General features: G+C 46.2%; 21 protein-coding genes. 11 read left to right on the top strand and 10 right to left on the bottom strand.

Features of this window, described 5'->3' with window-relative positions:
• Window positions 1-138: 138 nt before the first annotated feature.
• Entirely contained in the window at window positions 139-516 is a 378-nt protein-coding gene (gene gcvH / locus TOI97_RS10555) for a glycine cleavage system protein GcvH (RefSeq protein ID WP_321554088.1), read from the top strand.
• Here the strand turns inward: gcvH and TOI97_RS10550 are convergent, their stop codons facing one another.
• Window positions 517-1,032 carry a dihydrofolate reductase gene (locus tag TOI97_RS10550; protein WP_321554087.1) on the bottom strand — a complete coding sequence of 172 codons (516 nt, stop codon included), beginning with the start codon at window positions 1,030-1,032 and terminating at the stop codon, window positions 517-519.
• A gap of 135 nt (window positions 1,033-1,167) precedes the next feature.
• Between TOI97_RS10550 and TOI97_RS10545 the strand changes: the two genes are divergently transcribed.
• Window positions 1,168-2,535 (top strand): DUF2868 domain-containing protein, encoded by a 1,368-nt coding sequence (locus tag TOI97_RS10545; RefSeq protein ID WP_321554086.1) that lies wholly within the window; start codon window positions 1,168-1,170, stop codon window positions 2,533-2,535.
• Entirely contained in the window at window positions 2,528-3,904 is a 1,377-nt protein-coding gene (locus tag TOI97_RS10540; protein WP_321554085.1) for a DUF3482 domain-containing protein, read from the top strand. The genes TOI97_RS10545 and TOI97_RS10540 overlap by 8 nt, the downstream gene beginning before the upstream one ends.
• Window positions 3,905-3,970: 66 nt before the next feature.
• On the opposite strand, the gene TOI97_RS10535 is transcribed toward TOI97_RS10540, so the two are convergent.
• From TOI97_RS10535 to TOI97_RS10525, 3 genes are all read right to left on the bottom strand, one after another.
• Window positions 3,971-5,068 carry a 3-deoxy-7-phosphoheptulonate synthase gene (locus TOI97_RS10535; protein WP_321554084.1) on the bottom strand — a complete coding sequence of 366 codons (1,098 nt, stop codon included), beginning with the start codon at window positions 5,066-5,068 and terminating at the stop codon, window positions 3,971-3,973.
• A 459-nt stretch (window positions 5,069-5,527) separates the two neighbouring features.
• Window positions 5,528-6,082, bottom strand: coding sequence for a rhodanese-like domain-containing protein (locus TOI97_RS10530; protein WP_321554083.1), 555 nt, complete (start codon window positions 6,080-6,082; stop codon window positions 5,528-5,530).
• A gap of 87 nt (window positions 6,083-6,169) precedes the next feature.
• Window positions 6,170-6,826, bottom strand: coding sequence for a histidinol-phosphatase (locus tag TOI97_RS10525; RefSeq protein ID WP_321554124.1), 657 nt, complete (start codon window positions 6,824-6,826; stop codon window positions 6,170-6,172).
• 149 nt (window positions 6,827-6,975) lie between these two features.
• Between TOI97_RS10525 and TOI97_RS10520 the strand changes: the two genes are divergently transcribed.
• Window positions 6,976-7,455, top strand: a complete 480-nt coding sequence (locus TOI97_RS10520) for an RNA pyrophosphohydrolase (RefSeq protein ID WP_321554082.1) — start codon at window positions 6,976-6,978, stop codon at window positions 7,453-7,455.
• A gap of 37 nt (window positions 7,456-7,492) precedes the next feature.
• Window positions 7,493-9,772: a phosphoenolpyruvate--protein phosphotransferase gene (gene ptsP / locus TOI97_RS10515; RefSeq protein ID WP_321554123.1), complete on the top strand. Its 2,280-nt coding sequence runs from the start codon at window positions 7,493-7,495 to the stop codon at window positions 9,770-9,772.
• A gap of 43 nt (window positions 9,773-9,815) precedes the next feature.
• Here the strand turns inward: ptsP and TOI97_RS10510 are convergent, their stop codons facing one another.
• The 4 genes from TOI97_RS10510 to TOI97_RS10495 all read right to left on the bottom strand — a co-directional run bounded on the left by TOI97_RS10510 (window position 9,816) and on the right by TOI97_RS10495 (window position 13,219).
• The gene (locus TOI97_RS10510) at window positions 9,816-10,496 is read right to left on the bottom strand and encodes an RNA-guided endonuclease InsQ/TnpB family protein (RefSeq protein WP_321554081.1); all 681 of its coding nucleotides are present in this window, start codon (window positions 10,494-10,496) and stop codon (window positions 9,816-9,818) included.
• A gap of 27 nt (window positions 10,497-10,523) precedes the next feature.
• Window positions 10,524-10,814 (bottom strand): hypothetical protein, encoded by a 291-nt coding sequence (locus TOI97_RS10505; RefSeq protein ID WP_321554080.1) that lies wholly within the window; start codon window positions 10,812-10,814, stop codon window positions 10,524-10,526.
• A 166-nt stretch (window positions 10,815-10,980) separates the two neighbouring features.
• The gene (locus TOI97_RS10500; RefSeq protein ID WP_321554079.1) at window positions 10,981-11,760 is read right to left on the bottom strand and encodes an NRDE family protein; all 780 of its coding nucleotides are present in this window, start codon (window positions 11,758-11,760) and stop codon (window positions 10,981-10,983) included.
• 97 nt (window positions 11,761-11,857) lie between these two features.
• Window positions 11,858-13,219, bottom strand: a complete 1,362-nt coding sequence (locus TOI97_RS10495; RefSeq protein ID WP_321554078.1) for a CYTH domain-containing protein — start codon at window positions 13,217-13,219, stop codon at window positions 11,858-11,860.
• Between the two features lie 106 nt (window positions 13,220-13,325).
• Here TOI97_RS10495 and TOI97_RS10490 point away from each other — a divergent pair, with 106 nt between their 5' ends.
• From TOI97_RS10490 to galE, 6 genes are all read left to right on the top strand, one after another.
• Window positions 13,326-14,003 (top strand): TIGR00153 family protein, encoded by a 678-nt coding sequence (locus TOI97_RS10490; protein WP_321554077.1) that lies wholly within the window; start codon window positions 13,326-13,328, stop codon window positions 14,001-14,003.
• A gap of 39 nt (window positions 14,004-14,042) precedes the next feature.
• The gene (locus tag TOI97_RS10485) at window positions 14,043-15,308 is read left to right on the top strand and encodes an inorganic phosphate transporter (protein ID WP_321554076.1); all 1,266 of its coding nucleotides are present in this window, start codon (window positions 14,043-14,045) and stop codon (window positions 15,306-15,308) included.
• A 132-nt stretch (window positions 15,309-15,440) separates the two neighbouring features.
• On the top strand, window positions 15,441-16,754 hold the full coding sequence (gene argA, locus TOI97_RS10480) for an amino-acid N-acetyltransferase (protein WP_321554075.1): 1,314 nt from the start codon (window positions 15,441-15,443) through the stop codon (window positions 16,752-16,754).
• A 130-nt stretch (window positions 16,755-16,884) separates the two neighbouring features.
• The gene (locus tag TOI97_RS10475) at window positions 16,885-17,856 is read left to right on the top strand and encodes a TAXI family TRAP transporter solute-binding subunit (RefSeq protein ID WP_321554122.1); all 972 of its coding nucleotides are present in this window, start codon (window positions 16,885-16,887) and stop codon (window positions 17,854-17,856) included.
• A 92-nt stretch (window positions 17,857-17,948) separates the two neighbouring features.
• Entirely contained in the window at window positions 17,949-20,543 is a 2,595-nt protein-coding gene (locus TOI97_RS10470) for a TRAP transporter permease (RefSeq protein ID WP_321554074.1), read from the top strand.
• Between the two features lie 16 nt (window positions 20,544-20,559).
• A complete protein-coding gene (galE, locus tag TOI97_RS10465; RefSeq protein ID WP_321554073.1) occupies window positions 20,560-21,582 on the top strand; it encodes a UDP-glucose 4-epimerase GalE in 1,023 nt (340 codons plus the stop codon).
• 74 nt (window positions 21,583-21,656) lie between these two features.
• Here the strand turns inward: galE and TOI97_RS10460 are convergent, their stop codons facing one another.
• Together TOI97_RS10460 and TOI97_RS10455 are read right to left on the bottom strand one after the other, a co-directional pair.
• The gene (locus TOI97_RS10460) at window positions 21,657-21,902 is read right to left on the bottom strand and encodes a transposase (protein WP_321554072.1); all 246 of its coding nucleotides are present in this window, start codon (window positions 21,900-21,902) and stop codon (window positions 21,657-21,659) included.
• Window positions 21,903-21,921: 19 nt separating this feature from the next.
• Window positions 21,922-22,098, bottom strand: coding sequence for a hypothetical protein (locus TOI97_RS10455; RefSeq protein WP_321554071.1), 177 nt, complete (start codon window positions 22,096-22,098; stop codon window positions 21,922-21,924).
• Window positions 22,099-22,447: the final 349 nt, after the last annotated feature.

Raw genomic sequence — 22,447 nt, 5'->3', positions numbered from 1 at the left:
GCCTATAAATTGTAGACACAAATACTGCCGTGGTTTCAATCTTGATTAGTTGAGTAGCACCCTCATTGCTTACTCATTAAATAACAATAAGCGCACAGGCATATAAAAACGTATTGCACCTGTTAAGGATATTAATATATGAGCACAATCCCAACCGACTTACGCTATGCCAGCACCCATGAATGGGCTCGTCTAGAAGCTGATGGCACTGTTTCTGTAGGTATTACTGATCATGCGCAAGAGGCGCTCGGTGATATTGTTTTCATCGAGCTGCCAGCACTGCACAGCGAACTAATAGCTGCACAGCCTGTCGGTGTGGTTGAGTCTGTTAAAGCTGCGTCAGATATTCATGCCCCCATTAGCGGCAAAGTTATTGCTGTTAATGAAGGCTTAGTTGACGCACCTGAAGGGGTAAACACCCACCCCTATGAAAGTTGGTTTTACCGCATGCAACCAAACAACCCTGACGAATTACAACAATTGTTAGATGCCGAAGGTTATCAAGCAAACACTTAGTTAGCCCTTACGCTGCCAAACTTCAAAGGTATAGCCCGGCTCTGCTGCATGAGCCGGATGGGCTTGTGCATCAATTTTTTCCCAATCCACTGCATCCAACACAGGGAAAAATGTATCTCCTTCCAACTCAAGGTCAATCCGCGTTAAATAGACTCTCTGTGCATGAACTAGGGCTTGCTGATAAAGTTGCCCGCCACCAATTACCATAACCTCATCAACGCCTTGTTTTTCAGCCCATTCCTGCCCTCTTTGTAAAGCGCTTTCCAAATCAGCACATACTTCAGCACCCTCTAATACAATCTCAGCCTGACGGGTCACCACAATATTTAAACGCCCAGGCAAAGGTCTTCCGAGCGACTCCCACGTTTTACGGCCCATAATAATCGGCTTACCAAGGGTGCGCTGCTTAAAGTAACGTAAATCCTCTGGTAGGTGCCAAGGCATTTGATTATCACGACCAATTACTTGATTGCGGGTTGCAGCAACAATCAAACTCACCGGCAAAGCATATGACATGGGTACAGTACCTCGATATATAAATGTATTGCCCTATCTTAAATGACTTGCTCAATGAAAGCCTCACCAGCGTTATCCGAGACGCTCAGAATCAGGCACAATAGGAGCCATTATCATGATGCAACTGGAATACTTGTGAGCGATTTTCTTTCCCCCTTATACAAACTCTGGCTTTGCGAATCAGTACGCTTACGAGAAGAGCAAACTGGTCTACTAGAGGATAGCGAAGCCTGTCGTAAAGCCCGCACTGCGCAGTGCTCACTAGCTGAACGCTTAATGTTGCGTGGGCTCTTTTTAGCCAAGCGCGATGGTTTAGAAATTGCTCTACAGCACTGGTTACAGGGCGCTAAACTTGCGTTATGGCTGCTGCTTCTAAGCGCTTTAATCTCAGGTTTCGCTTTAGCCAAAACAGCTCTCAGCGGCCATCCTTTAGCCATTAACATTTTTTGGGCATTAGCTGGTTTGCTTGGTCTCAACTTACTGAGCCTAATTGCTTGGTGCGCCAGCCTACTGTTGACTCAGCACAGCAATTCTCCCTTAAGCCAGGCTTGGCTTTGGTTAAGCAATAAACTCGCCCGAGATGCCAAAGCAGCACAACTGGCCCCCGCATTAATGATTTTATTGCAGCGTCACCATCTACTACGTTGGGGTTTAGGTCGCTTCTTGCACTGTTGGTGGTTAGTAACCTTAACCACAGCTTTATTCACTTTAATTGCCCTATTAGCCACGCGTCGCTATGGCTTTGTTTGGGAATCCACCATTGTTGCTAGTGATGCTTTTGTAATGTTAGTGCACAACCTTGGGCAACCTGCTACTTGGCTTGGATTTTCCTTACCAAGCAGCGAGCTGATTCAACAAAGTGGTATGCAGGCACTAACAGATGAACAGGCACGCCATATTTGGGCCAGTTGGCTTTTAGGCATGCTCCTAATCTATGGTGTACTCCCACGTTTCCTCTTCGCACTAGTTTGCCAATGGCGTTGGCACCATGGGGTCAAGCGTTTACAGCTAGATGCAGATGACCCGATTTGGCAGCCTTTTCGCGAACGAGTGCAACCAAGCAGCGAGCGTATTGGAGTCGTTGATGCAGCCCCTACCAGTTTGCCCAACAGTTCTGCTGGGCAGAAATTAAGTGGGAAAGCTGCAGTATTAGTAGGTATTGAGTTAGACGATAGCATTGAGTGGCCACCCACTCACTCTGCACAGATTACATATGCCGGCATCATTGATACCCGTGAACAACGGCGACAGATTCTAGAACAGCTGAGTACCCAACCTCCTGCTCGCTTACTCGTGGCGTGTAACCCACAACGCTCAGCAGATCGTGGTACTTTAAACTTAATCGCAGAGCTCTCGCGGAGCGCGGCACAAACCCGTGTATGGTTATTACCAACCAACGCCAACAATGAACGTTTAGAAAGCTGGCAAGAACAACTGGATAGTTTAAAACTACCTTATAGCCGTACAGCACCTTGGTCATGGCTGGAGACAGGTGATGAATAAACAACCTTTAACTTTAGCGGTTGTCGGGCACACCAATGTAGGTAAAACCTCGTTACTGCGCACCCTGACCCGTGACGTGGGTTTCGGTGCGATTTCTCACCGCCCTAGTACAACCCAACATGTGGAGGGTGCCCGTCTTTCGGTGGACGGTGAAGCTTTAATAGAACTGTATGACACCCCCGGTTTTGAAGATGCGGTAGCGCTTTACGAATACATCGAACAACTCCCGAAAGGTTATGAGCGCTTCGATGGGCCAGAACAAATACAAACCTTTTTACAAAGCAGTGAAGCACGCCAACGTTTTGAGCAAGAAGCTAAAGTTCTACGCCAGCTTTTAAAATCCGATGCTGGGCTTTATGTGATTGATGTACGCGAACCTGTCTTAGCCAAGTACCGTGATGAATTAGCCATTCTCTCCATGTGTGGCAAACCTTTGCTGCCGGTACTGAACTTTGTTAATACAGATGATCAACGAGAACCTGCTTGGCGTGAAGTATTAGCACGTCTAGGTCTACATGCCGTAGTACGCTTTGATACTGTTGCTCCACCACAAGATGGTGAGCAATGCCTTTATGAAAATTTAAGCCTCGTCCTCGACAGTCAACGTTCTCGACTACAGCGTCTTATTGAACACAACCAAGCTCAGGTCTTAATACGCCGCCAAGCTGGCTACCGCCTCATTGCCGAATTATTAATTGATGTCAGCGCATTCCGCCATAGCGTCCCCCCTGATCAGCTTGAGTCCGCTATTCAAAAGCTTCATGATGCGGTGCGCCAGCGTGAACAGCGCTGTGTCGAAGCCTTATTGAAATTATATGCTTTCCGCAAAGAAGATGCCCAAGCCTCTGAATTACCACTTGAGGAAGGCCGATGGGGAGATGATTTATTTAACCCAGCCACCATGAAACAGCTGGGCATTAAGGTCGGTGGTGGCATGGCTGCTGGCGCAGCAACAGGTGTAGGTATTGATCTTATGACTGGCGGCTTAAGTCTTGGTATGGCTACGGTATTGGGCGCTGCGGTGGGTGGTTTAACCCAAACATTCCGTAATTACGGTGAACGCTTAAAAGGTAAATGGCGCGGTGAGCGTGAGTTAACCGTCAATGACAATACACTACGCTTACTGGCCATACGCCAACAGCGTCTACTCCATGCCTTAGAGTTACGCGGCCATGCAGCGCAAAACAGTATTCAAATGGAGACACCACAAGAGCAGCAGTGGCGTGAAGGTGCATTAGCACAGCCATTAATTATTGCCCGCGCCTATCCTGCATGGTCCAACTTACATGGCAACAATCCATGCCAAGAGCCTGAGCGCAATAGCAACATTGATCGTTTAGCAGCCCTACTGGCACAACAACACGCCTAGCGCACTGCTTAGCTCATCAATCTAGCGCCAATGCAGCTAAACGCAGTGGCGCTAACAGTACTGATATTACTGCAGTAACTCTACTGCGTTTAAGAGCATCTGTTCGGTATTATCCCAACCTAAACAGCCATCAGTAATAGAAATACCATACTGCAAGTCATTACATAATGCTTGTTGTCCGTCTAACAAATTACTTTCCAACATCACAGCACGCAGGCTACGCTCACCTGCAGCACGCTGCGCCAGAACAGACTGTAAAACCTTCGGTTGTAGTTGAGGATTTTTACCGCTATTGGCATGACTGCAATCCACCATTAGCGATGCTTCAACACCCGCGGCACGCATCGCTGCACATACTTGAGCGATACTCTGTGCATCATAATTAGGTCCAGCATGACCACCACGCAACACTAAATGCGTATCAGGGTTACCTTGAGTTTCAACTAAAGCAGCACGGCCCTGTAAATCCAAACCAAAATGCTGGTGAGCATGTGCCGCAGAACGCATAGCATCTAACGCAATCCCTACACTACCATCAGTGCCATTTTTAAACCCTACCGGCAATTGTAAGCCACTGACCATTTCTCGATGAATTTGTGACTCACTGGTGCGTGCCCCGATGGCAGCCCAACTTAAAAGATCATCAAAATAGCTCGCTGCCAATGGTTGCAATAGTTCAGTAGCCACCGGTAAATTCAACTCCAACATATGCAACATTAATTGACGCGACAGCTGCAAGCCATGAGCCATATCAGCGCTGCCGTCTAAATGTGGGTCATACAGCAGTCCTTTCCAGCCTACAGTAGTACGTGGTTTCTCAATATAAATACGCATGGCAAGCAGCATATGCTCAGAGACTTTCTCTGATAGGGCTGCCAGACGTCCCGCATACTCAATAGCTTCTTCAACACTGTGAATTGAACAAGGTCCAATCACAACCAAAAGACGGGGGTCATCACCATTAATAATAGCGCGTACCTGCTCGCGCTGCTGTTGTACACGCTGCGCTAAAAAAGAACTTAAAGGTAATTGTTGACGTAACTCCTGGGGGCTAAGTAGGCCCTTAGTTTTACGTCTCGCTTGCGGCAAGGTAGTGACAGTGGCCTGCTCGAGAGCAGCACAAATAGTATGATCCAATGCAATGGCAGAATTTAAAGCGTTCATATGTAGTCCTTAGGTGAGCGCAGCAACTGCGCTACACCTTTATCGAGTAAGTCGTCTTAAACAATGGGTTAGTGCAAGCTTGTGATTACTAAATCGCCAACTTAAATCATCAAAACGCTCTGGATAAACTGCATACATTGCCATTTCCATGTCCTCTAAATAATTCATAATCAAAATTTAAAAATAAAAAAAACCCGGGTGGGAAGCCAACCGGGGTTTATATAAAACAGTGGTAGGCGACCCGTCGAAACGGCCCGCCTGCATAGGTATCAGGCGAGCCCTTGGCTATACCAATACCCATAAAAGTCATATGCAACAGAGTTGTTAAGTACTCGCACAGAGTTAAGCCCCACAGTAAATTGTGGAAGCATAGCAAGCTTAGTTTGTGTGCGTTTCAACATAACTTTCTCCAAAAGATGCATTCAACATACTGCATGCGTATAACGAGTGCAAGCAGACTTAACGATCTAAGCGATAGATTTTATCGCCATTTAAGCTGCGACTCCAAGGTAAGCCAGAATTCTGCCAGCCGTTTTTCAAGCGCATACCTGCTTGTGGGCCTTCACTCAGTGCATCACCCTGGAAGCCATTCACCACAAAGCGTGCATTGACTAAACCCGCTTCACGCAACACTTTGGCACTGGGCTCGCCACGCTCACTGCCAGAACGGCACATGGTGATCACTTCAGTGTTTTCATCTAAACCACGCTTGGCCAGCTCTGCTTTAATCTGCTCAACAAACTCTGGGTTACGCTTTATTGGGAAAATATTACGTTCAGCATTCCACTGGCTACGGTCAACCAACATAAATGGAATATTCACGTCAACTGCGTCAGTAAAACCAACAAACATAATTTCTACTGGATCACGCACGTCCACTAACAATACAGGCTGTTCAGTCTGCTGCGTTTTAGCGTAAGCATCTTCAGCGCTGATGGCTAATTCAACTGCCTGCACAGAAAACACGGCAAGGGATAGCACCACACCACTGATTAAATTTTGTATACGAGTCATAAGCTGCCTCTTAATTAAATGAACCTAAATACAATATATTATTATAGATTATTTTTCAGCAAGCAACTGCTGCCATAACAGCAACTATCAATCGCGCAAACTCAACACCTTCCATCCGCGCTGCTCAGCTAACTCACGCAAAGTATCATCTGGATCGACTGCCACTGGATGCGTGACCTGTTCTAATAATGGCAAATCATTGTGCGAATCACTGTAAAAATAACTGTCCACTAAAGTCGCTTGATGTTCAGCCAGCCAGGCATTTAAACGGGTGATTTTACCCTCCTGGAAACTTGGCACATTGACCAGCTCACCGGTGTATTGGCCATCCTGCATACCACACTCAGTGGCAATTAAATGCTCCACACCCAAACGCTGTGCAATAGGTCCAGTAATAAAACGGTTAGTAGCCGTAATAATCATCACCAGATCACCTGCAGCACGATGCTTAGCCAATAGTTTTTCACCTTTAGGTAAAATAATCGGCTCAATGTAATCACGCATAAAATCAGCATGCCATTGAGACAACATCTCTTTATCAGTACGCCCCAAAACTTCTTGGCAAAAATTCTGGTAAGCAATGACATCTAGCTGTCCAGATAAATAATCTTGATAAAACTGATCATTTTTAGCCCTATAGGCTTCCACATCCACCAAACCTTGCGCACATAAATACTCGCCCCAAAGGTGATCACTGTCACCGGCTAATAAGGTGTTATCCAAATCAAAAATGGCCAAACGCACGGCAGCTACCTTAATCAATGATAAAAGAGTAATAAGCATAACGATTTTATTGATGGCTGCCCATTCAAGTTATAAAGCGCGTTGCCGCCTTAACTCGCTTTATGGAACAATGGAGATATAAGCAATTAATTTACTTAAAGGATGCGGACATGATTGATTCAGATGGGTTTCGTCCGAACGTCGGCATCATTTTGACCAACGACCACGGACAAGTACTTTGGGCACGACGCGTAAACCAAGACGCATGGCAGTTTCCGCAAGGTGGGATTAATCCCAATGAAAGCACCGAAGAAGCACTCTTTCGGGAATTACATGAAGAGATCGGCCTACAAGAACAAGATGTCGATATATTAGCCTGTACACGAGGTTGGTTACGTTATCGTCTACCCCAACGTTTAGTGCGCACACACAGTCAACCTTTATGTATAGGTCAAAAACAAAAGTGGTTTTTATTGCGCTTACGCAGCAATGATGAACAAGTACGTGTGGACCTGACCGACAAACCTGAATTTGATAGTTGGCGTTGGGTCAGTTACTGGTACCCTTTAGGACAAGTCGTTGCCTTTAAACGTGACGTCTATCGGCGGGCTTTAAAAGAGCTGGTTTATCAACTCCCTACTCGAGACTAACCCCAAGTTGTCAGACTCAACTCGCACAGATAGCAGCATGCTCAACATGCTGCGTATCATTTCCCAAGAAGTGAACGTTGCTAAGGATTTACCAGCGGCACTAACGATCATTGTTAAACAAGTGCGAGCTGCTATGAACAGTCATGTCTGTTCAGTGTACCTCTATGAGGCAGACCGTGATCGCTATGTATTGCGCGCAACCGATGGACTGAAAAAACGAGCTGTAGGCAAGGTCAGCATGCCACCCCATGAAGGTTTAGTGGGCTTAGTTGGGAGTCGCGCCGAGACACTAATCCTTGAAGATGCCATGAGTCACCCGCGCTTTCGCTATTTTCCAGAAACAGGGGAAGAACGTTACGCCTCATTTTTAGGCACGCCCATTATTCATCACCGTCAGGTGGTTGGTGTTTTAGTGGTGCAACAAAAAGAACGTCGTCAGTTTGATGAAGGTGACGAGGCTTTCCTCGTCACCATGAGTGCACAACTCTCTGGAGTGATTGCCCATGCTGAAGCCACAGGCTCTATTCGCGGCTTAGGTAAACGTGGTAAAGGTATTCAAGAGGCGCGCTTTATTGGTGTACCTGGTGCCCCAGGAGCTGCTTTAGGTACGGCAGTGGTTGTCTTACCGATCGCTGACCTCGATGTTGTTCCCGATAAAACCGTTTCTGATATTTCTAACCAGTTAAGACTCTTTGATGCCGCTCTGGAATCAGTACGTAACGATATCCGTAAACTCTCTGAACGCCTCTCAACTCAGCTACGCCCCCAAGAGCGAGCCTTGTTTGACGTGTACCTGATGATGCTCGAACCTTCTGCGCTTGCCGGTGATGTCAACCGCGTGATTCGCAAAGGGCAATGGGCACAAGGCGCTTTACGCCAAGTTGTCAGTGAACATGTACAACGCTTTGAGCATATGGATGATGACTACTTACGTGAGCGGGCATCCGATGTCAAAGACCTTGGCCGCCGCCTCTTGTCACACTTACAACAGGCACATCAACAAACTCTAGTCTATCCGGACAATACCATTTTAGTGAGCGAAGAACTCTCACCTGCTATGCTCGGTGAAGTTCCACCTGACAAGCTCGTAGGATTGGTTTCTGTACTAGGCTCGCGCAATTCCCATGTTGCTATTTTAGCGCGCGCCATGGGTATTCCTACGGTCGTAGCAGCCGTTGATTTACCTTATACCCGTTTAGATGGCATTGAACTTATCCTTGATGGCTATCATGGTGACGTCTTTACCAACCCAAGTGCGTTGCTGCGCCAACAATATGCAGAAGTCATAGAAGAAGATCGCCTCATCACTCGCGATCTCGACAGTTTAAGAAGCTTACCCTGCGAAACTTTGGATGGTCATCAGCTTCCCCTCTGGGTTAATACAGGTTTACTAGCCGATGTTCAACGGGCACAACAGCGTGGAGCAGAAGGCGTCGGTTTATATCGCTCAGAAGTCGCTTTTATGGGAACCTCACGCTTTCCCAGTGAAAGCGAGCAAGTGGAAATGTACCGCCAACAACTGGAAGCTTTCCACCCTTTACCTGTCACCATGCGTACGTTAGACATTGGTGGGGACAAACCTCTCAGTTATTTTCCTATTAAAGAAACCAACCCTTACTTGGGCTGGCGTGGTATCCGAGTCACCCTTGATCATCCAGAGATCTTCTCTGTACAAGTACGCGCCATGATTAAAGCCAGTGCGGGCTTAAATAATCTCAGCATTTTATTACCTATGATTTCAGGTGTAGACGAGTTAGAAGATGCTCAACAATTAATTCAACGCGCCTGGCATGAGCTCACCAATGAAGGGATCGATGTGCAAATGCCACAAATTGGCGTCATGATTGAGGTTCCCTCTGCGGTCTATCAAGCGCGAGAGCTAGCTCGAATTGCTGACTTTTTGTCTGTTGGTTCTAACGACTTAACTCAATACTTACTCGCAGTTGACCGTAACAATGCTCGAGTAGCAGATTTATATGACTATCTACACCCTGCAGTTTTAATGGCCCTACAAGATGTTGTAGCAGCAGCTCACACTGAGGGTAAAAAAGTCAGTATTTGCGGAGAAATGGCCGGCGACCCTGTTGCAGCAGTGCTCTTGTTGGCAATGGGGTTTGATAGCTTGTCTATGAACTCAACTCATCTACCCAAAGTGAAGTGGCTATTGCGCAAAATGACCTTACAGCATGCTCAACAACTACTGGAAAAGGTCGTGACCATAAACACTCCAAAAGTGATTCACAGCACTCTAAATGCAGCACTTGATGAGCTCGGCTTAAATAAAGTCCTCAACCCAGTCTCTAGCGTACAAACCTAGTTTTAAGTTTATAGAGCTGAAGCACTTTGACATCCTCCCCGGCTTAAAGGACGGAGATTCCTACTGCTAGACGACCATGCCCGGCCGCGAGAATGTTACGTACCGCGTTGATATCGCGATCGTGGGTGACACCACACCCACTGCACGTCCATTCTCTTATTCCAAGTCCTGCGATACCTTTCGGCCTCGACTCGGGCAAACAGCCACAATCCGAACAGGTTTGGGTGATGTATGCCTCGTCAATTTCCTTAAAAACAATGCCTGCGTGAGCGCATTTATAGTCCAGCATTGTTTTTAATTGACCCCAACCAGCATCCAACACTGACTTGGCCATCGTAGTTTTAACGAGCTTTAAACTACTGACGTTGCCCACATAGATTTCACCGCAGCGGTTGACCAGCGTGCGGCTGAACTTGTGCAGGGCATCTTTTCTACGGTTAGCGATTTTCGCATGAATGGTTTTGACTTGGGTTTTATTTCTGGCTCGTTGCGCTATGGCCAGTTTTTCCTCAAGGCCACGATAGAAGCGACCCGCTTCCAGTTTTATGCCATCCGAGCAGGTGGCAGTGTCGGTCAAACCCAGGTCAATGCCGATGCTGTCTTGGCCTTTGGTTGGCTCGACCTCCACATCAACCACAACATTGAAGTACCAGCGGCCACGGGCATCTTCGTTGAAGCTACCAGAGCGGAATTTATATTGGTTCAGGCCGTAACTGTCCCACACCTTAAAGTAGTGGCCATTATGGTAGACCTATCCATTTTTCCATTGAGCTGCACCTGTATTGACGGGTATCCAGCCCAGTGAGCGGCGTACACCGCCTGATTTGCGCCAGTTCAACCGCACCTTCTTAAACTGCTTGCTGCGTGTGACATACTCACCCGCGATGCACTGTAAGGTTTGGCTGTGCAGCCCAAGCTCTTTACCTGTGCCCTTTGTGTAGGGATGCATATCAAAAGCAGACAAAAACACACCACGCTCCTTAATCGAGCGGCGGCTTAATTCATTAACAAAATTCCAGACAAAATTGACGCTTCGAGCCATGCGGTTTAGCAAGGGCACATGCCTGTCTCGTACTCGGACTGTTAATGTTTTGGTGTGCCTTACCATGCTGTATACAGTACCAGTACCAACCTATACTGCAAAGACTTTAGCAACCTATTAAGGGGTTAAGGGGCTGCTTACGCAGCCCTCGCTATCCATCCCTGCACTAAAAGTACGAGGTCTTACGCGGTTTTGATAAGCCTGCTAACTCAATCTGCTGCAATCCAATAAACTCCCCATTTACTCCATAACTGCGCTCAACCAGTGTAGTACTGCCATCAGCGAAACGACGCAGCAAACTGGTGGCCCGAGTACCATACCGCTCACCACGAATAAAAATACTAGATAACATGCGCTCCATCGTTAAACCAACCCCCGTATCAGGCAGCTGATCATCAGCCGCACGCTGCTCATCCTGCATCAACTCAAACAAACTTTGATCAGATGCATCTAACCGCTCTGAAAATGCACTGCGCAAACGCACTAATTTAGGCCAAGGAGTATCTAAACTGCCATTACACAAGGCATAAATGCCATCAGTTAGACGAACAGGTCGTGCTTCCCTCGAGTTTAAATACCAAACCGACTCTAAATCAGCAACAAGCAAATTAAAGCCAGAATATTGATCAGCTTTGCTCGCAACCTTATTTAAATAAACTCGAGGCGTCTGCTCTGAAGCTAAAAAATCAGTGACTAACGCACCACGAGATTGTTCGCCGACAGGCAAAGTCAGGTCACGAATATTAGTTAAAGTAGCAAATCGCCCGTTTTGACTCACACCCAGCCAAGTTCCACCTGCTTCAAGATCGCGTCCAGCATAGATTTCTGGCTGACCAATCCACTGTGCCAGCGGTGCAGTTGGACGCCCGTGATTTTCGTCACGATTAGCCAGCACTAATAAGGGCTGAGGATGCTTGGGTCGCCAAGCAAAAACTAATAAACACATAAACTACTCAAAAATCAGTGATTGATGACCTGTATCGGATCATTACAAACGCTGCATGATGGCCTCTAACAGCACATCATGCACTTTTTATCTGCGTTTAACGCAACTGTTTCCAGGCATTCAACATCAGTATCGAACCTAAGCTTTCACGACGCATGTCTAGCACATCGTCAGTAATCGGCTGTAATGCTAAAGCATGCAGCTCACGTAAACTGCCAAATAAACGATCACTATCCACCAATTCAATCAAGTGACGCGCCACCTGCAACCAAACCAACACACGCTCCAAACGCGGCACTTGCTCAACTAAATCCTCCGGCTGGCGCATATAACGATGCACCTGTAATGCTTGTGTTTCATCCTTTAAAAACTGCAGCACCCACTTTTCCAGTGCTACCCCACCTTGCCGCGCACCCCGTACTGTGCGGTTTTTCTTCCATAATTTACCTTGCAACCACAATGCCATCTGCAAGGAAAAAACACCCCAACGCGTGTTATTTAACTCAGAAAGAAATCGCTCTGGATTGGCTTCCCGTATCGCTTGGTCCTCTGAACCGGTCAAAGCTAGTTCGCGCCAATCATGAATTAATTCATCCAGCTGCGTGCGTAAAGCACTGCTTGAAGAACGGGGGGCGGCCTGCCCTAAACTCGCTAATAAAGCGCGCAAGCTAATGAGTTGATGCAACCATTGCTCAAAAAGCTTCCAGTGACCATTAAAACGATATTGCTCCGCCAATCGCTGACTGTTACCTAATAGCTGCCAAGCAATAGCACCTAAACTATCATCCAGAGACATACCTGCAGCCAAAGATGCTGACTCAGCATTAACGCTATAGCTGGTTGCATCAAATAAACGGTAACCACGCTCTGCTTTACTGATATCACAGGGCATTAATGGAACATCTGCGGCCAATTCTAAAGCTAGTTCTAATAATGCAGTGGGCTCACCTTGACGTAACTCCAACTCCATTTCACAGATTTCTTCCTGTTGCTCGTTAGCGATAACCAAACCATGATCTAGCGCCACCTCAACAACAGTCTCAACACCATGACGTACCCAACGCAACTCTGCAAATTGACGTTTAAAATCTGTACTAAAAACAACCTGTAATTGCCCTTTATCGAGCGCATTTAAACTATTAGGCCAGCAATTGTCATCTAAATATTCGAGCACCAATTGATCACTTTTCAGGTACCAGTCCCACTCATTACGCTCAGACAACCCTGCAACACTTGCCCCTTTACTCTTCAAAGTTTGAATCAATTGTTCGCCATCCCGACGAATTCTTAGCGCTACCTGACCATGCGCTAAAGCAAAATCAGCTGTATCGTAATACCGATTCAGTAGCTCTCGGGTCTGCCATTGGCCCACACAACGCTTGGCTAAAAGCGTGTGCTCGCGCAGCTTAGCAAGCATTGCAGGGCTGACGCGCAACTTTATTTCGGTTTCTTTAGCCATCTCATTCTCAATTCAATTTATTACAAGTTTACCTCTAAGCTGGCCGAACCCTACAACAACACCGTATAATATCGGTCGTTATTGGATAATCGAGCACAGCTCTAAAATGTCGATAAACCCGTTTATAAGTTTGTTTGGTCGTTCGCCCATTGGGCCGATGCAACAACATATTGCCAAAGCACACGAATGTGCTTCAAATCTGATTCCTTTTTTTCAAGCAGTCATTGCTGAAGATTGGGAACAGGTGGAGCATGTTCAGCAAGAGATGTCACGCCTTGAAAAAGAAGCAGACAAACTCAAGCGTAATGTGCGTATTCATCTTCCTAAAAGCCTATTCTTGCCTGTACCGCGCTCAGATTTACTTGAACTGCTCAGTGTACAGGACAAAGTAGCTAACCGCGCAAAAGACATTGCAGGCCTAATGCTAGGCCGACAAATGACCATTCCTAAGCCTTTGCAACCTATGATGCTTGCTTTCGTACAACGAGTGGTAGATGCCAGCGAACAAGCACTGACCGCAATGAACGAGCTGGATGAGATCCTTGAAACAGGTTTTGGAAACCGTGAAGTCAATCGCGTTACGGCTATGATCGAAGTGCTTGAAGATATTGAGCACGACACTGACCGTATGCAAATTGAGGTGCGTCGCTCACTCTTTAAGCTAGAGAAAGACCTACCACCTGTTGATGTCATGTTTCTCTACACCATCATCGAGTGGATTGGTGATGTCGCTGATCGCGCAGAGCGCATCGGCAACCGATTGGAACAATTGCTCGCACGCTAATTCATATAGCGTGCCCCACCTGGAACAAGCGGATTTTTTATGGCTCTTTTAACTGACTATGGCTTTATACTTTTAGTTTTAGCCTGTCTTTTCGGCTTTTTTATGGCATGGGGCGTCGGTGCAAACGACGTTGCAAATGCCATGGGTACATCAGTGGGCTCACGCGCGCTGACCATTAAACAAGCCATTATTATTGCAATGGTATTCGAGTTCTGCGGTGCTTATTTAGCCGGCGGAGAAGTTACCGAAACCATTAAAAATGGTATTGTTGATATCGATGTAATGACAGCAGACCTGTTAGTCTTAGGTATGATGTCAGCGCTGCTTGCCTCCGGTACTTGGTTATTAATTGCTACGAATAAAGGTTGGCCAGTCTCCACCACCCATACCATCATTGGCGCGGTAGTGGGCTTCTCTGCTTTTGGTGTATCTTTTGATGCTGTCCATTGGGGTGCTATTCTCCCCATCGTTGCCAGTTGGGTTGTGACCCCCTTCCTCTCTGGTGTTGTCGCTTTTGGATTATTCGTTAGTGTTCAAAAACTGATCATTAACACAGACAATCCTTTTGAAAACGCTAAGCGCTACGTGCCTTTCTATATGTTTTTAACCGGTTTTATGGTTGCGTTAATGACCTTATCCAAAGGTCTGAAGCACGTTGGTTTAAACATCAATAGTGAAGAAAGTGTACTGCTTGCAGTCGGTGTGGGCATTTTGGTCATGCTATTAGGCATGGTCTTGCTTCGCCGCATCAAAATTGCTCCAGACGCAAACCGCAGCACCTACTTTGCTAGCGTAGAAAAAGTTTTTGCGACTCTGATGATTTTCACCGCATGTGCTATGGCATTTGCCCACGGTGCTAATGATGTAGCTAATGCAGTCGGTCCTTTAGCTGCAATTGCGGGTGTCATTCAAAGCAATGGTGTGGGTGAGCTCACCGCTAAATCAGCCGTACCTGCTTGGGTGCTATTGTTAGGAGCCATAGGTATTGTGGTTGGTTTAGCAACCTATGGATATAAAATCATTGCTACAGTTGGCCGAGGTATCACAGAACTGACTCCTAGTCGTGGTTTTGCTGCTGAGTTAGCCACTGCTTCTACCGTTGTTGGTGCTTCAGCAGTTGGCTTACCCGTTTCCACTACGCACACCTTAGTTGGTGCAGTGTTAGGAATTGGTCTAGCACGCGGTATCGGTGCTCTAAACCTTAGGGTCATTGGCTCAATCTTTATGTCTTGGGCTATTACTCTACCCGCTGGTGCTTTCCTCGCAATTGTGTTCTTTAGTATATTGAAGCTCATCTTCATTTAATACTTAACGCTGCGTTTTCTCAGGCACAGCTTCATTGTATGCTGCCTGAGAAAACGTCACAGCATTACAGCTGTGGCGGCCAATACAGCAAACACGTCAGTTATTAGCTGTCATTTAGAGTTGGACGCACTTATGCACACTTACGTTAATTCCCTCCGTCATTCATTGCCTTATATTAATGCGCATCGTGAACGCACTTTTGTGGTGATGCTCCCTGGTGAAAGTATCGCCCATGAAAATTTTAGTAATACCATCAATGATCTAGTACTCTTGCACAGCTTAGGTGTACGTTTAGTCCTCGCTTTTGGATCTCGACCACAAATTGAGTCACGCTTAGAGATACTCGGCTCACACTCTCGCTATCACAAAGATCTACGTATTACCGACGCAGCAACCTTGAGCTGTGTACTGGATGCCGTAGGACAGTTACGCGCTTTCATAGAGGCGCGCCTATCAATGGATGTAGCCACTTCACCGATGCAAGGTGCACGTTTACGCGTAGCCGGTGGTAACTTGGTAACCGCCCGCCCGCTTGGGGTCATTGATGGTGTTGATTATCAACATACGGGCGAAGTTCGCCGCATTGATAGTAAAGGCATTAAACGTTTGTTGGATGAACGTACCATCGTTCTCTTACCCCCCCTGGGTTATTCTCCCACCGGTGAAACTTTTAACCTCTCTAGCGAGGACATCGCAACCCGTGCAGCCATTGATCTACAGGCGGATAAGTTACTTTTATTTTGTTCTGAGCAAGGCCTGCTTGATGCTTCAGGTCAGCTGATTCGAGAGCTGTCCGCACAAGAAGCACAACCACACCTTGAGCACTATACAAAGCACAAAAAACTGGAGCAGGCTGAACTTTTACAAGCTGCAGCTAACGCTTGCCGTGGTGGGGTAGCTCGTTGTCATATTATTAGCTATCACACCGATGGCGCTCTACTTTCCGAGATGTTCACTCGCGATGGTTGTGGCACCTTAGTTGACCAAGGATTATTTGAGCAAGTACGTGAAGCTAAAATTGATGATGTTGGCGGTTTATTGGAACTGATCCGACCACTCGAAGAACAAGGCACTCTAGTACGCCGTTCACGGGACTTAATCGAACAAGAAATTGAACAATTTAGTATTGTTGAGCGTGACGGCTTAATTATCGCTTGCGCCGCTCTTTATCCTTTTCCTGAACAAGCTACAGGTGAACTAGCCTGTTTGGCTGTGCACCCAGATTATCGCCACGGTGGTCGTGGTGATGTCATTCTTGATCGCATCGAACAGCGAGCAAAAGCTTTAGGATTGGTATCCCTTTTCGTGCTGACAACACGTACTGCACACTGGTTTCAAGAACGAGGTTTCCAAGCTCAGCCCATAACGATGCTTCCCAGTGCTAAAGCTTCAATGTATAACTTTCAGCGTAACTCTAAAGTTTTTAGAAAAACCTTAAGCCAATAGTCTTTCACCCTAAAAGCTATTAACATGCAGCTATGTTGTTATAAGTTCATAAGCCTGTAACAACTTGTTGCACAGCGCTGCGCATAAAATGCTTAGTCTGTGTTAAAAAAACGAAAGGAGAATACCCATGATCAAAGGTAAAACCCTCGCATGGGCTCTGTCCATGACCCTCGCTGGAATGAGCTTGAGTGGCATGTCGCAGGCCGAAGAAAAATACATCACCATTGGTACCGGCGGACAAACTGGCGTGTACTATGTGGCAGGCCAATCGATCTGCCGCTTCGTTAATCGTGACAGCAAAGAGACTGGTATTCGTTGTAATGCTCCCGCCAGTGGTGGCGGTGTTGCTAACGTTAACGGCATTCGCAGCGGGGAGTTTAACTTCGGTGTTATGCAATCTGACCACCAATACAAAGCTATGAAAGGTATCGCACCTTTTGAGGCTGAAGGTCCAATGGATGATATGCGTGCACTTTTCTCACTGCAAAGTGAAGTGTTCACAGTGCTTGCTCGCCGTGACGCACACATTGCTAACTTTAACGACCTAAAAGGTAAACGCGTCAATATCGGTAACCCAGGTTCCGGCCAACGTGACACTCTTGATGAAATCATGCAGAAAAAAGGTTGGGATCGTAGCAGCTTTTCCTTAGCAGCAGAACTCAAAGCTGCAGAACAAGCTAGTGCATTAAATGATAACAACATCGATGCTATGACCTACTTCGTTGGTCATCCAAACGGAGCAATTCAAGAAGCAACCACGACTGTAGATGCTGTTTTAGTTCCAGTCACAGGTCCTGAAATTGATGCCCTACTAGCAGAAAAAAGCTACTACACTAAGGCAGAAATCCCAGGTGGCATGTATACAGGCAACGACCTACCCACTCAGTCTATTGGTGGTAAAGCGGTGCTTTCAACCAGCAGCAAGGTTAGCGCTGACTTGGTTTATCAGATGGTTAAATCCGTCTTTGATAATCTCGAGCGTTTCAAACGTCTGCACCCTGCTTTTAAAGACTTAAAAGCAGAAGAAATGATTGATGCAGGCTTATCTGCCCCCTTACACGAGGGTGCGGTACGCTACTATAAAGAACGTGGCTGGATGTAAAAGCTTCGGCTAACCTGTTAAACAACCCCAATCTACCGGAACTCTGAGTAACGGTAGATTGGCATCTTTAGATTTAATGCCGGTTAACTGCCATGACAGAAAAACATATCTCTGCCGAAGAACTTATTGCACAAGACTCAGGAGCGCGCTCACCTGATGGCATCATGGCGCAAGTTATTGCTGGCCTCGCTTTACTTTGGTCTCTATTCCAACTTTGGATTGCTTCACCGCTTCCTTTTATTTTTCGTATTGGGGTTTTTAATGACACAGAAACCCGCTCAATTCACTTAACCTTTGCCTTACTATTAGCTTTCTTAGCCTATCCAGCTTTTAAACGCTCACCGCGTAATTATGTACCTTTACTGGATATTGCTCTGTCGCTCGTTGCAGCAGCCAGTGCTGCTTACTTATTTATTTTCTATCAAGACCTAGCGATGCGTCCCGGTAGTTTAACCACTTTTGATTTAGTGACTGCCTGCGTGGGTATTCCCATGCTACTTGAAGCAACACGGCGAACCCTAGGCCCCCCTTTAGCCATTATTGCTTTATTGTTCCTAACCTATAGTGTAGCTGGTCCTTATATGCCGGAGATGCTTGCTCACCGAGGTGTGAGTTGGACCGCCTTAGCTAATCACCAATGGATTACCACAGAAGGTGTCTTTGGTATTGCACTTGGGGTATCCACCAGCTTTGTGTTCTTATTTGTACTCTTTGGTGCCTTACTCGAACGCGCAGGTGCCGGTAACTATTTTATTCAGCTGGCATTTAGTTTATTAGGGCATATGCGTGGCGGACCGGCCAAAGCAGCAGTTGTTGCTTCAGGCCTCACGGGTATGATTTCTGGCTCATCTATTGCTAACGTGGTAACCACCGGAACCTTCACCATTCCAATGATGAAACGTGTTGGTTTTTCTTCTGAAAAAGCTGGTGCAGTTGAAGTTGCTTCATCAGTAAATGGGCAAATTATGCCTCCAGTGATGGGGGCGGCCGCATTCTTAATGGTGGAATATGTAGGCATTCCTTATGTAGAAATTATCAAGCACGCTTTTTTACCAGCAGCTATTTCCTACATTGCTCTGTTATATATCGTTCATTTAGAAGCTCTTAAATTAGGCATGCAACCCATTGGTAATCACCAGCCTAAACCTTGGTTACGCCGCCTAGTCGGCTTTGCTTTTGGTATTACCTTTATTTCTGGCATTTCCTTGCTGGTTTACTATGGCTTAGGTTGGTTAAAGCCTGCCTTAGGCGATTATGCGCTACTTGGGGTCGGTATTTTGTTGGCAGTTGCGTACTTAGGCTTATTAAAAATTGCTGCAAGCAATCCACCACTGCCACTAGAAAACACTGACAAACCTTTAGAAGAACTCCCTGATACACGCACCGTCCTACTTTCAGGCTTGCACTTTGTTCTGCCTGTTATAGTTCTAGTCTGGTGCCTCATGATCGAACGCTTATCACCAGGCCTCTCAGCATTTTGGGGTAGTGTGATGCTCATTTTTATCTTGCTCACTCAGCGCCCTATTCTAACTTGGATGCGTACAGATGAAAGCTATGACCATGGTGGCTGGCTCGATGGAGCTATAGATCTACGTGAAGGCATGATTACCGGTGCCCGCAATATGATCGGTATTGGTATCGCTACAGCCGCAGCTGGAGTCATTGTTGGCGCAGTTTCCCAAACAGGTGTAGGTTTAGTATTAGCTGACTTAGTTGACCTTTTATCTATGGGCAACTTACTTCTGATGCTGATTTTTACCGCTATCTTCAGTTTAATCCTTGGTATGGGGCTTCCCACTACAGCCAACTATATTGTCGTTTCAAGCTTATTAGCACCGGTGATTATTTCTCTTGGCCAACAAAACGGCTTGATTGTGCCTTTAATTGCTGTCCATTTATTTGTGTTCTACTTCGGTATTATGGCTGATGTCACACCGCCAGTAGGCTTAGCTTCATTCGCCGCCGCAGCTGTTTCGAAAGGCAACCCCATCAAAACTGGAGCACAAGCTTTTTACTACAGTTTACGCACGGCACTATTGCCTTTCCTCTTTATTTTTAACACCGACTTATTACTGATTAATATAAACTTTATGCACGGTGTTTTAATATTTATTGTCGCAACTATCGCCATGTTGATATTTGCAGCAGGCACCCAGGGTTGGTTTATCACCCGCAGCCGTTGGTATGAAAACCTTCTTTTACTCTTAGTAGCCTTCACTTTATTCCGCCCTGGTTTTTGGATGGATATAATCCATGATCCCTATCAAAATATTCCTCCAAACCAAATGGTTCAAGCTCTAGGTCAAGTTGAAGAAGGTAGTCAATTACGCCTACGTATCCAGGGAGAAGATGAGGTCGGTGAGCCTCGTGAGTTCGTCGTTCTTCTACCTGTACCACACGGTGCTAGCGGTGAAGAACGTTTAGATGCCCTGGGCTTAATGCTAATCGAAGAAGATGGAAAAACCCTTATTGATAACGTGGCCTTCTCAAGCCAAGCAGCAGATTTAGGTTTAGAGTTCGATCAAGAAATTGTTCTGGTACGCGCTCCCACCGATCGGATGCCAAAAGAGCTTATGTGGATTCCTGGTTTATTGCTATTACTGATCATCATCATTCTACAATCACGCCGAAAGCGCATGATCGATACCCAGCATCATACTGCTAAACCAGTAGCCAACTCACTTTAGGATACTTAAAGATCATATGAAACAATCTATCTTAGTCACTGGAGGGGCGGGTTATATTGGCTCACACACCACCCTCGCACTACTTGAAGCAGGGCATGAGGTTGTCGTACTTGATAACCTTACTAATAGCTCCGTTGAATCATTGCATCGCGTCGAACGTATTTGCGGTAAAGCTCCTACCTTTATTCAAGGTGATATTCGTGATCGTGCTCTATTAGATTCAATTTTTACGCGTTACTCAATTCATGCTGTTTTACATTTTGCAGGCTTAAAAGCTGTTGGCGAAAGCGTACAACAGCCACTTACATATTATGAAAATAATGTCAGCGGTAGTGTTGTTCTCTTTCAAGCTATGGCCGCAGCAAGTGTATTTAAGTTGGTATTTAGTTCTTCTGCTACCGTCTATGGTGAACCACAACAAATACCAATCAGCGAAGACTGCCCAACGGGCGTGCCTACTAACCCTTATGGCCGCTCCAAACTCATGATCGAAGAGATACTGCATGATCTAGCCATCTCAGAATCACGCTGGAGTATCGCCTTATTACGATATTTTAATCCAGTTGGCGCCCACCCCAGTGGTTTAATTGGGGAAGACCCTAACGGCATTCCAAACAATCTATTACCGTATATCAGCCAAGTCGCTGTGGGTAAACTGTCACAACTTTCAGTATATGGCGACGACTATCCAACAGTCGATGGTACCGGCGTACGCGATTACATTCATGTTATTGATCTGGCTGACGGTCACCTCAAAGCCTTGGATGCAATTGCTAGCACACAAGGTATAAATATTTGGAATTTAGGTACAGGTCAGGGCTATAGCGTTCTACAAATGATTGAGGCTTTTGAACAAGCCGCCAAAACTTCTGTACCTTATAAAATAGTCGAACGTCGTAGTGGTGATATTGCTGAATGCTGGGCCGACTCTAGCAAAGCCACTACTGAGCTAGGTTGGAAAGCAAAACATAGCTTAGCAGATATGATGCAAGATACTTGGCGCTGGCAGCAGAAAAACCCAAATGGATTTAGTGAGTAATTCACTAAAATTCACCTACACCAAAAAATCTGGCCTTATTAGCAGCTTCCTCCAACATTGACATCCTCCCCGACCTAAAGGACGGGGGTTCCTACTGCTAGACGGCCATGCCCGGCCGCAAGAATGTTACGTGCCGCGTTGATATCGCGATCGTGGGTGACACCGCACCCACTGCACGTCCATTCTCTTATTCCAAGTTCTGCGATACCTTTCGGCCTCGATTCGGGCAAGCTGCCACAACTCGAACAGGTTTGAGTGGTGTATGCCTCGTCAACTTCCTTAAAAACAATGCCTGCGTGAGCACATTTATAGTCCAGCATTGTTTTTAATTGACCCCAGCTAGCATCCAACACTGACTTTACGCCAGTTCAGCCGCGCTTTCTTAAACTGCTTGCGGTGCGTGACATACTCACCTAGAGTGCGCTGCAAGGTTTGGCTGTGCAAGCCCAGCTCTTTAATCGAGCGTTGACTTAATTCATTAACAAAGTTCCAGATGAAATTGACGCTTCGAGCCATGCGGTTTAGCAAGGTCACACGCCTATCTCGTACTCGGACTTTTAAGGTTTTAGTGTGCTTTATCATGCTGTATATAATGCTAGTGTAAACCTATACTGCAAAGACTTTAGCAGCCTGTTAAGGGGTTAAGAGGCTGCTTACACAGCCCTCGCTATCCATCCCCGCACTAAAAGTATGAGATCTTACACGATTTTGATAAACACACCCTTTTCTTCAACCCAGAATATTAAGCGTCACATTACATTGGCTCAGCAACAAAACATGCAGTCGATATACCACTTAGCTTCGTAAGCAATTCACAAAAATATAGTTACAAACACGCAATGAATGCAGGAAAGCTCTTAATAGA

It is taken from the genome of Denitrificimonas halotolerans (genome assembly GCF_034259425.1).
Taxonomy (GTDB): domain Bacteria; phylum Pseudomonadota; class Gammaproteobacteria; order Pseudomonadales; family Pseudomonadaceae; genus Denitrificimonas; species Denitrificimonas halotolerans.
Note: the sequence above shows the minus strand (reverse complement) of the source record. Positions and strands in the feature narration are given on the sequence as shown.

Coding starts and splice junctions, on each gene's coding strand:
- gcvH (WP_321554088.1), top strand. CDS start 139: ATGAGCACAATCCCAACCGACTTACGCTATGCCAGCACCCATGAATGG.
- TOI97_RS10550 (WP_321554087.1), bottom strand. CDS start 1,032: ATGTCATATGCTTTGCCGGTGAGTTTGATTGTTGCTGCAACCCGCAAT.
- TOI97_RS10540 (WP_321554085.1), top strand. CDS start 2,528: ATGAATAAACAACCTTTAACTTTAGCGGTTGTCGGGCACACCAATGTA.
- TOI97_RS10535 (WP_321554084.1), bottom strand. CDS start 5,068: ATGAACGCTTTAAATTCTGCCATTGCATTGGATCATACTATTTGTGCT.
- TOI97_RS10530 (WP_321554083.1), bottom strand. CDS start 6,082: ATGACTCGTATACAAAATTTAATCAGTGGTGTGGTGCTATCCCTTGCC.
- TOI97_RS10520 (WP_321554082.1), top strand. CDS start 6,976: ATGATTGATTCAGATGGGTTTCGTCCGAACGTCGGCATCATTTTGACC.
- ptsP (WP_321554123.1), top strand. CDS start 7,493: ATGCTCAACATGCTGCGTATCATTTCCCAAGAAGTGAACGTTGCTAAG.
- TOI97_RS10505 (WP_321554080.1), bottom strand. CDS start 10,814: ATGGCTCGAAGCGTCAATTTTGTCTGGAATTTTGTTAATGAATTAAGC.
- TOI97_RS10500 (WP_321554079.1), bottom strand. CDS start 11,760: ATGTGTTTATTAGTTTTTGCTTGGCGACCCAAGCATCCTCAGCCCTTA.
- TOI97_RS10495 (WP_321554078.1), bottom strand. CDS start 13,219: ATGGCTAAAGAAACCGAAATAAAGTTGCGCGTCAGCCCTGCAATGCTT.
- TOI97_RS10490 (WP_321554077.1), top strand. CDS start 13,326: ATGTCGATAAACCCGTTTATAAGTTTGTTTGGTCGTTCGCCCATTGGG.
- TOI97_RS10485 (WP_321554076.1), top strand. CDS start 14,043: ATGGCTCTTTTAACTGACTATGGCTTTATACTTTTAGTTTTAGCCTGT.
- argA (WP_321554075.1), top strand. CDS start 15,441: ATGCACACTTACGTTAATTCCCTCCGTCATTCATTGCCTTATATTAAT.
- TOI97_RS10470 (WP_321554074.1), top strand. CDS start 17,949: ATGACAGAAAAACATATCTCTGCCGAAGAACTTATTGCACAAGACTCA.
- galE (WP_321554073.1), top strand. CDS start 20,560: ATGAAACAATCTATCTTAGTCACTGGAGGGGCGGGTTATATTGGCTCA.
- TOI97_RS10460 (WP_321554072.1), bottom strand. CDS start 21,902: ATGCTGGACTATAAATGTGCTCACGCAGGCATTGTTTTTAAGGAAGTT.
- TOI97_RS10455 (WP_321554071.1), bottom strand. CDS start 22,098: ATGGCTCGAAGCGTCAATTTCATCTGGAACTTTGTTAATGAATTAAGT.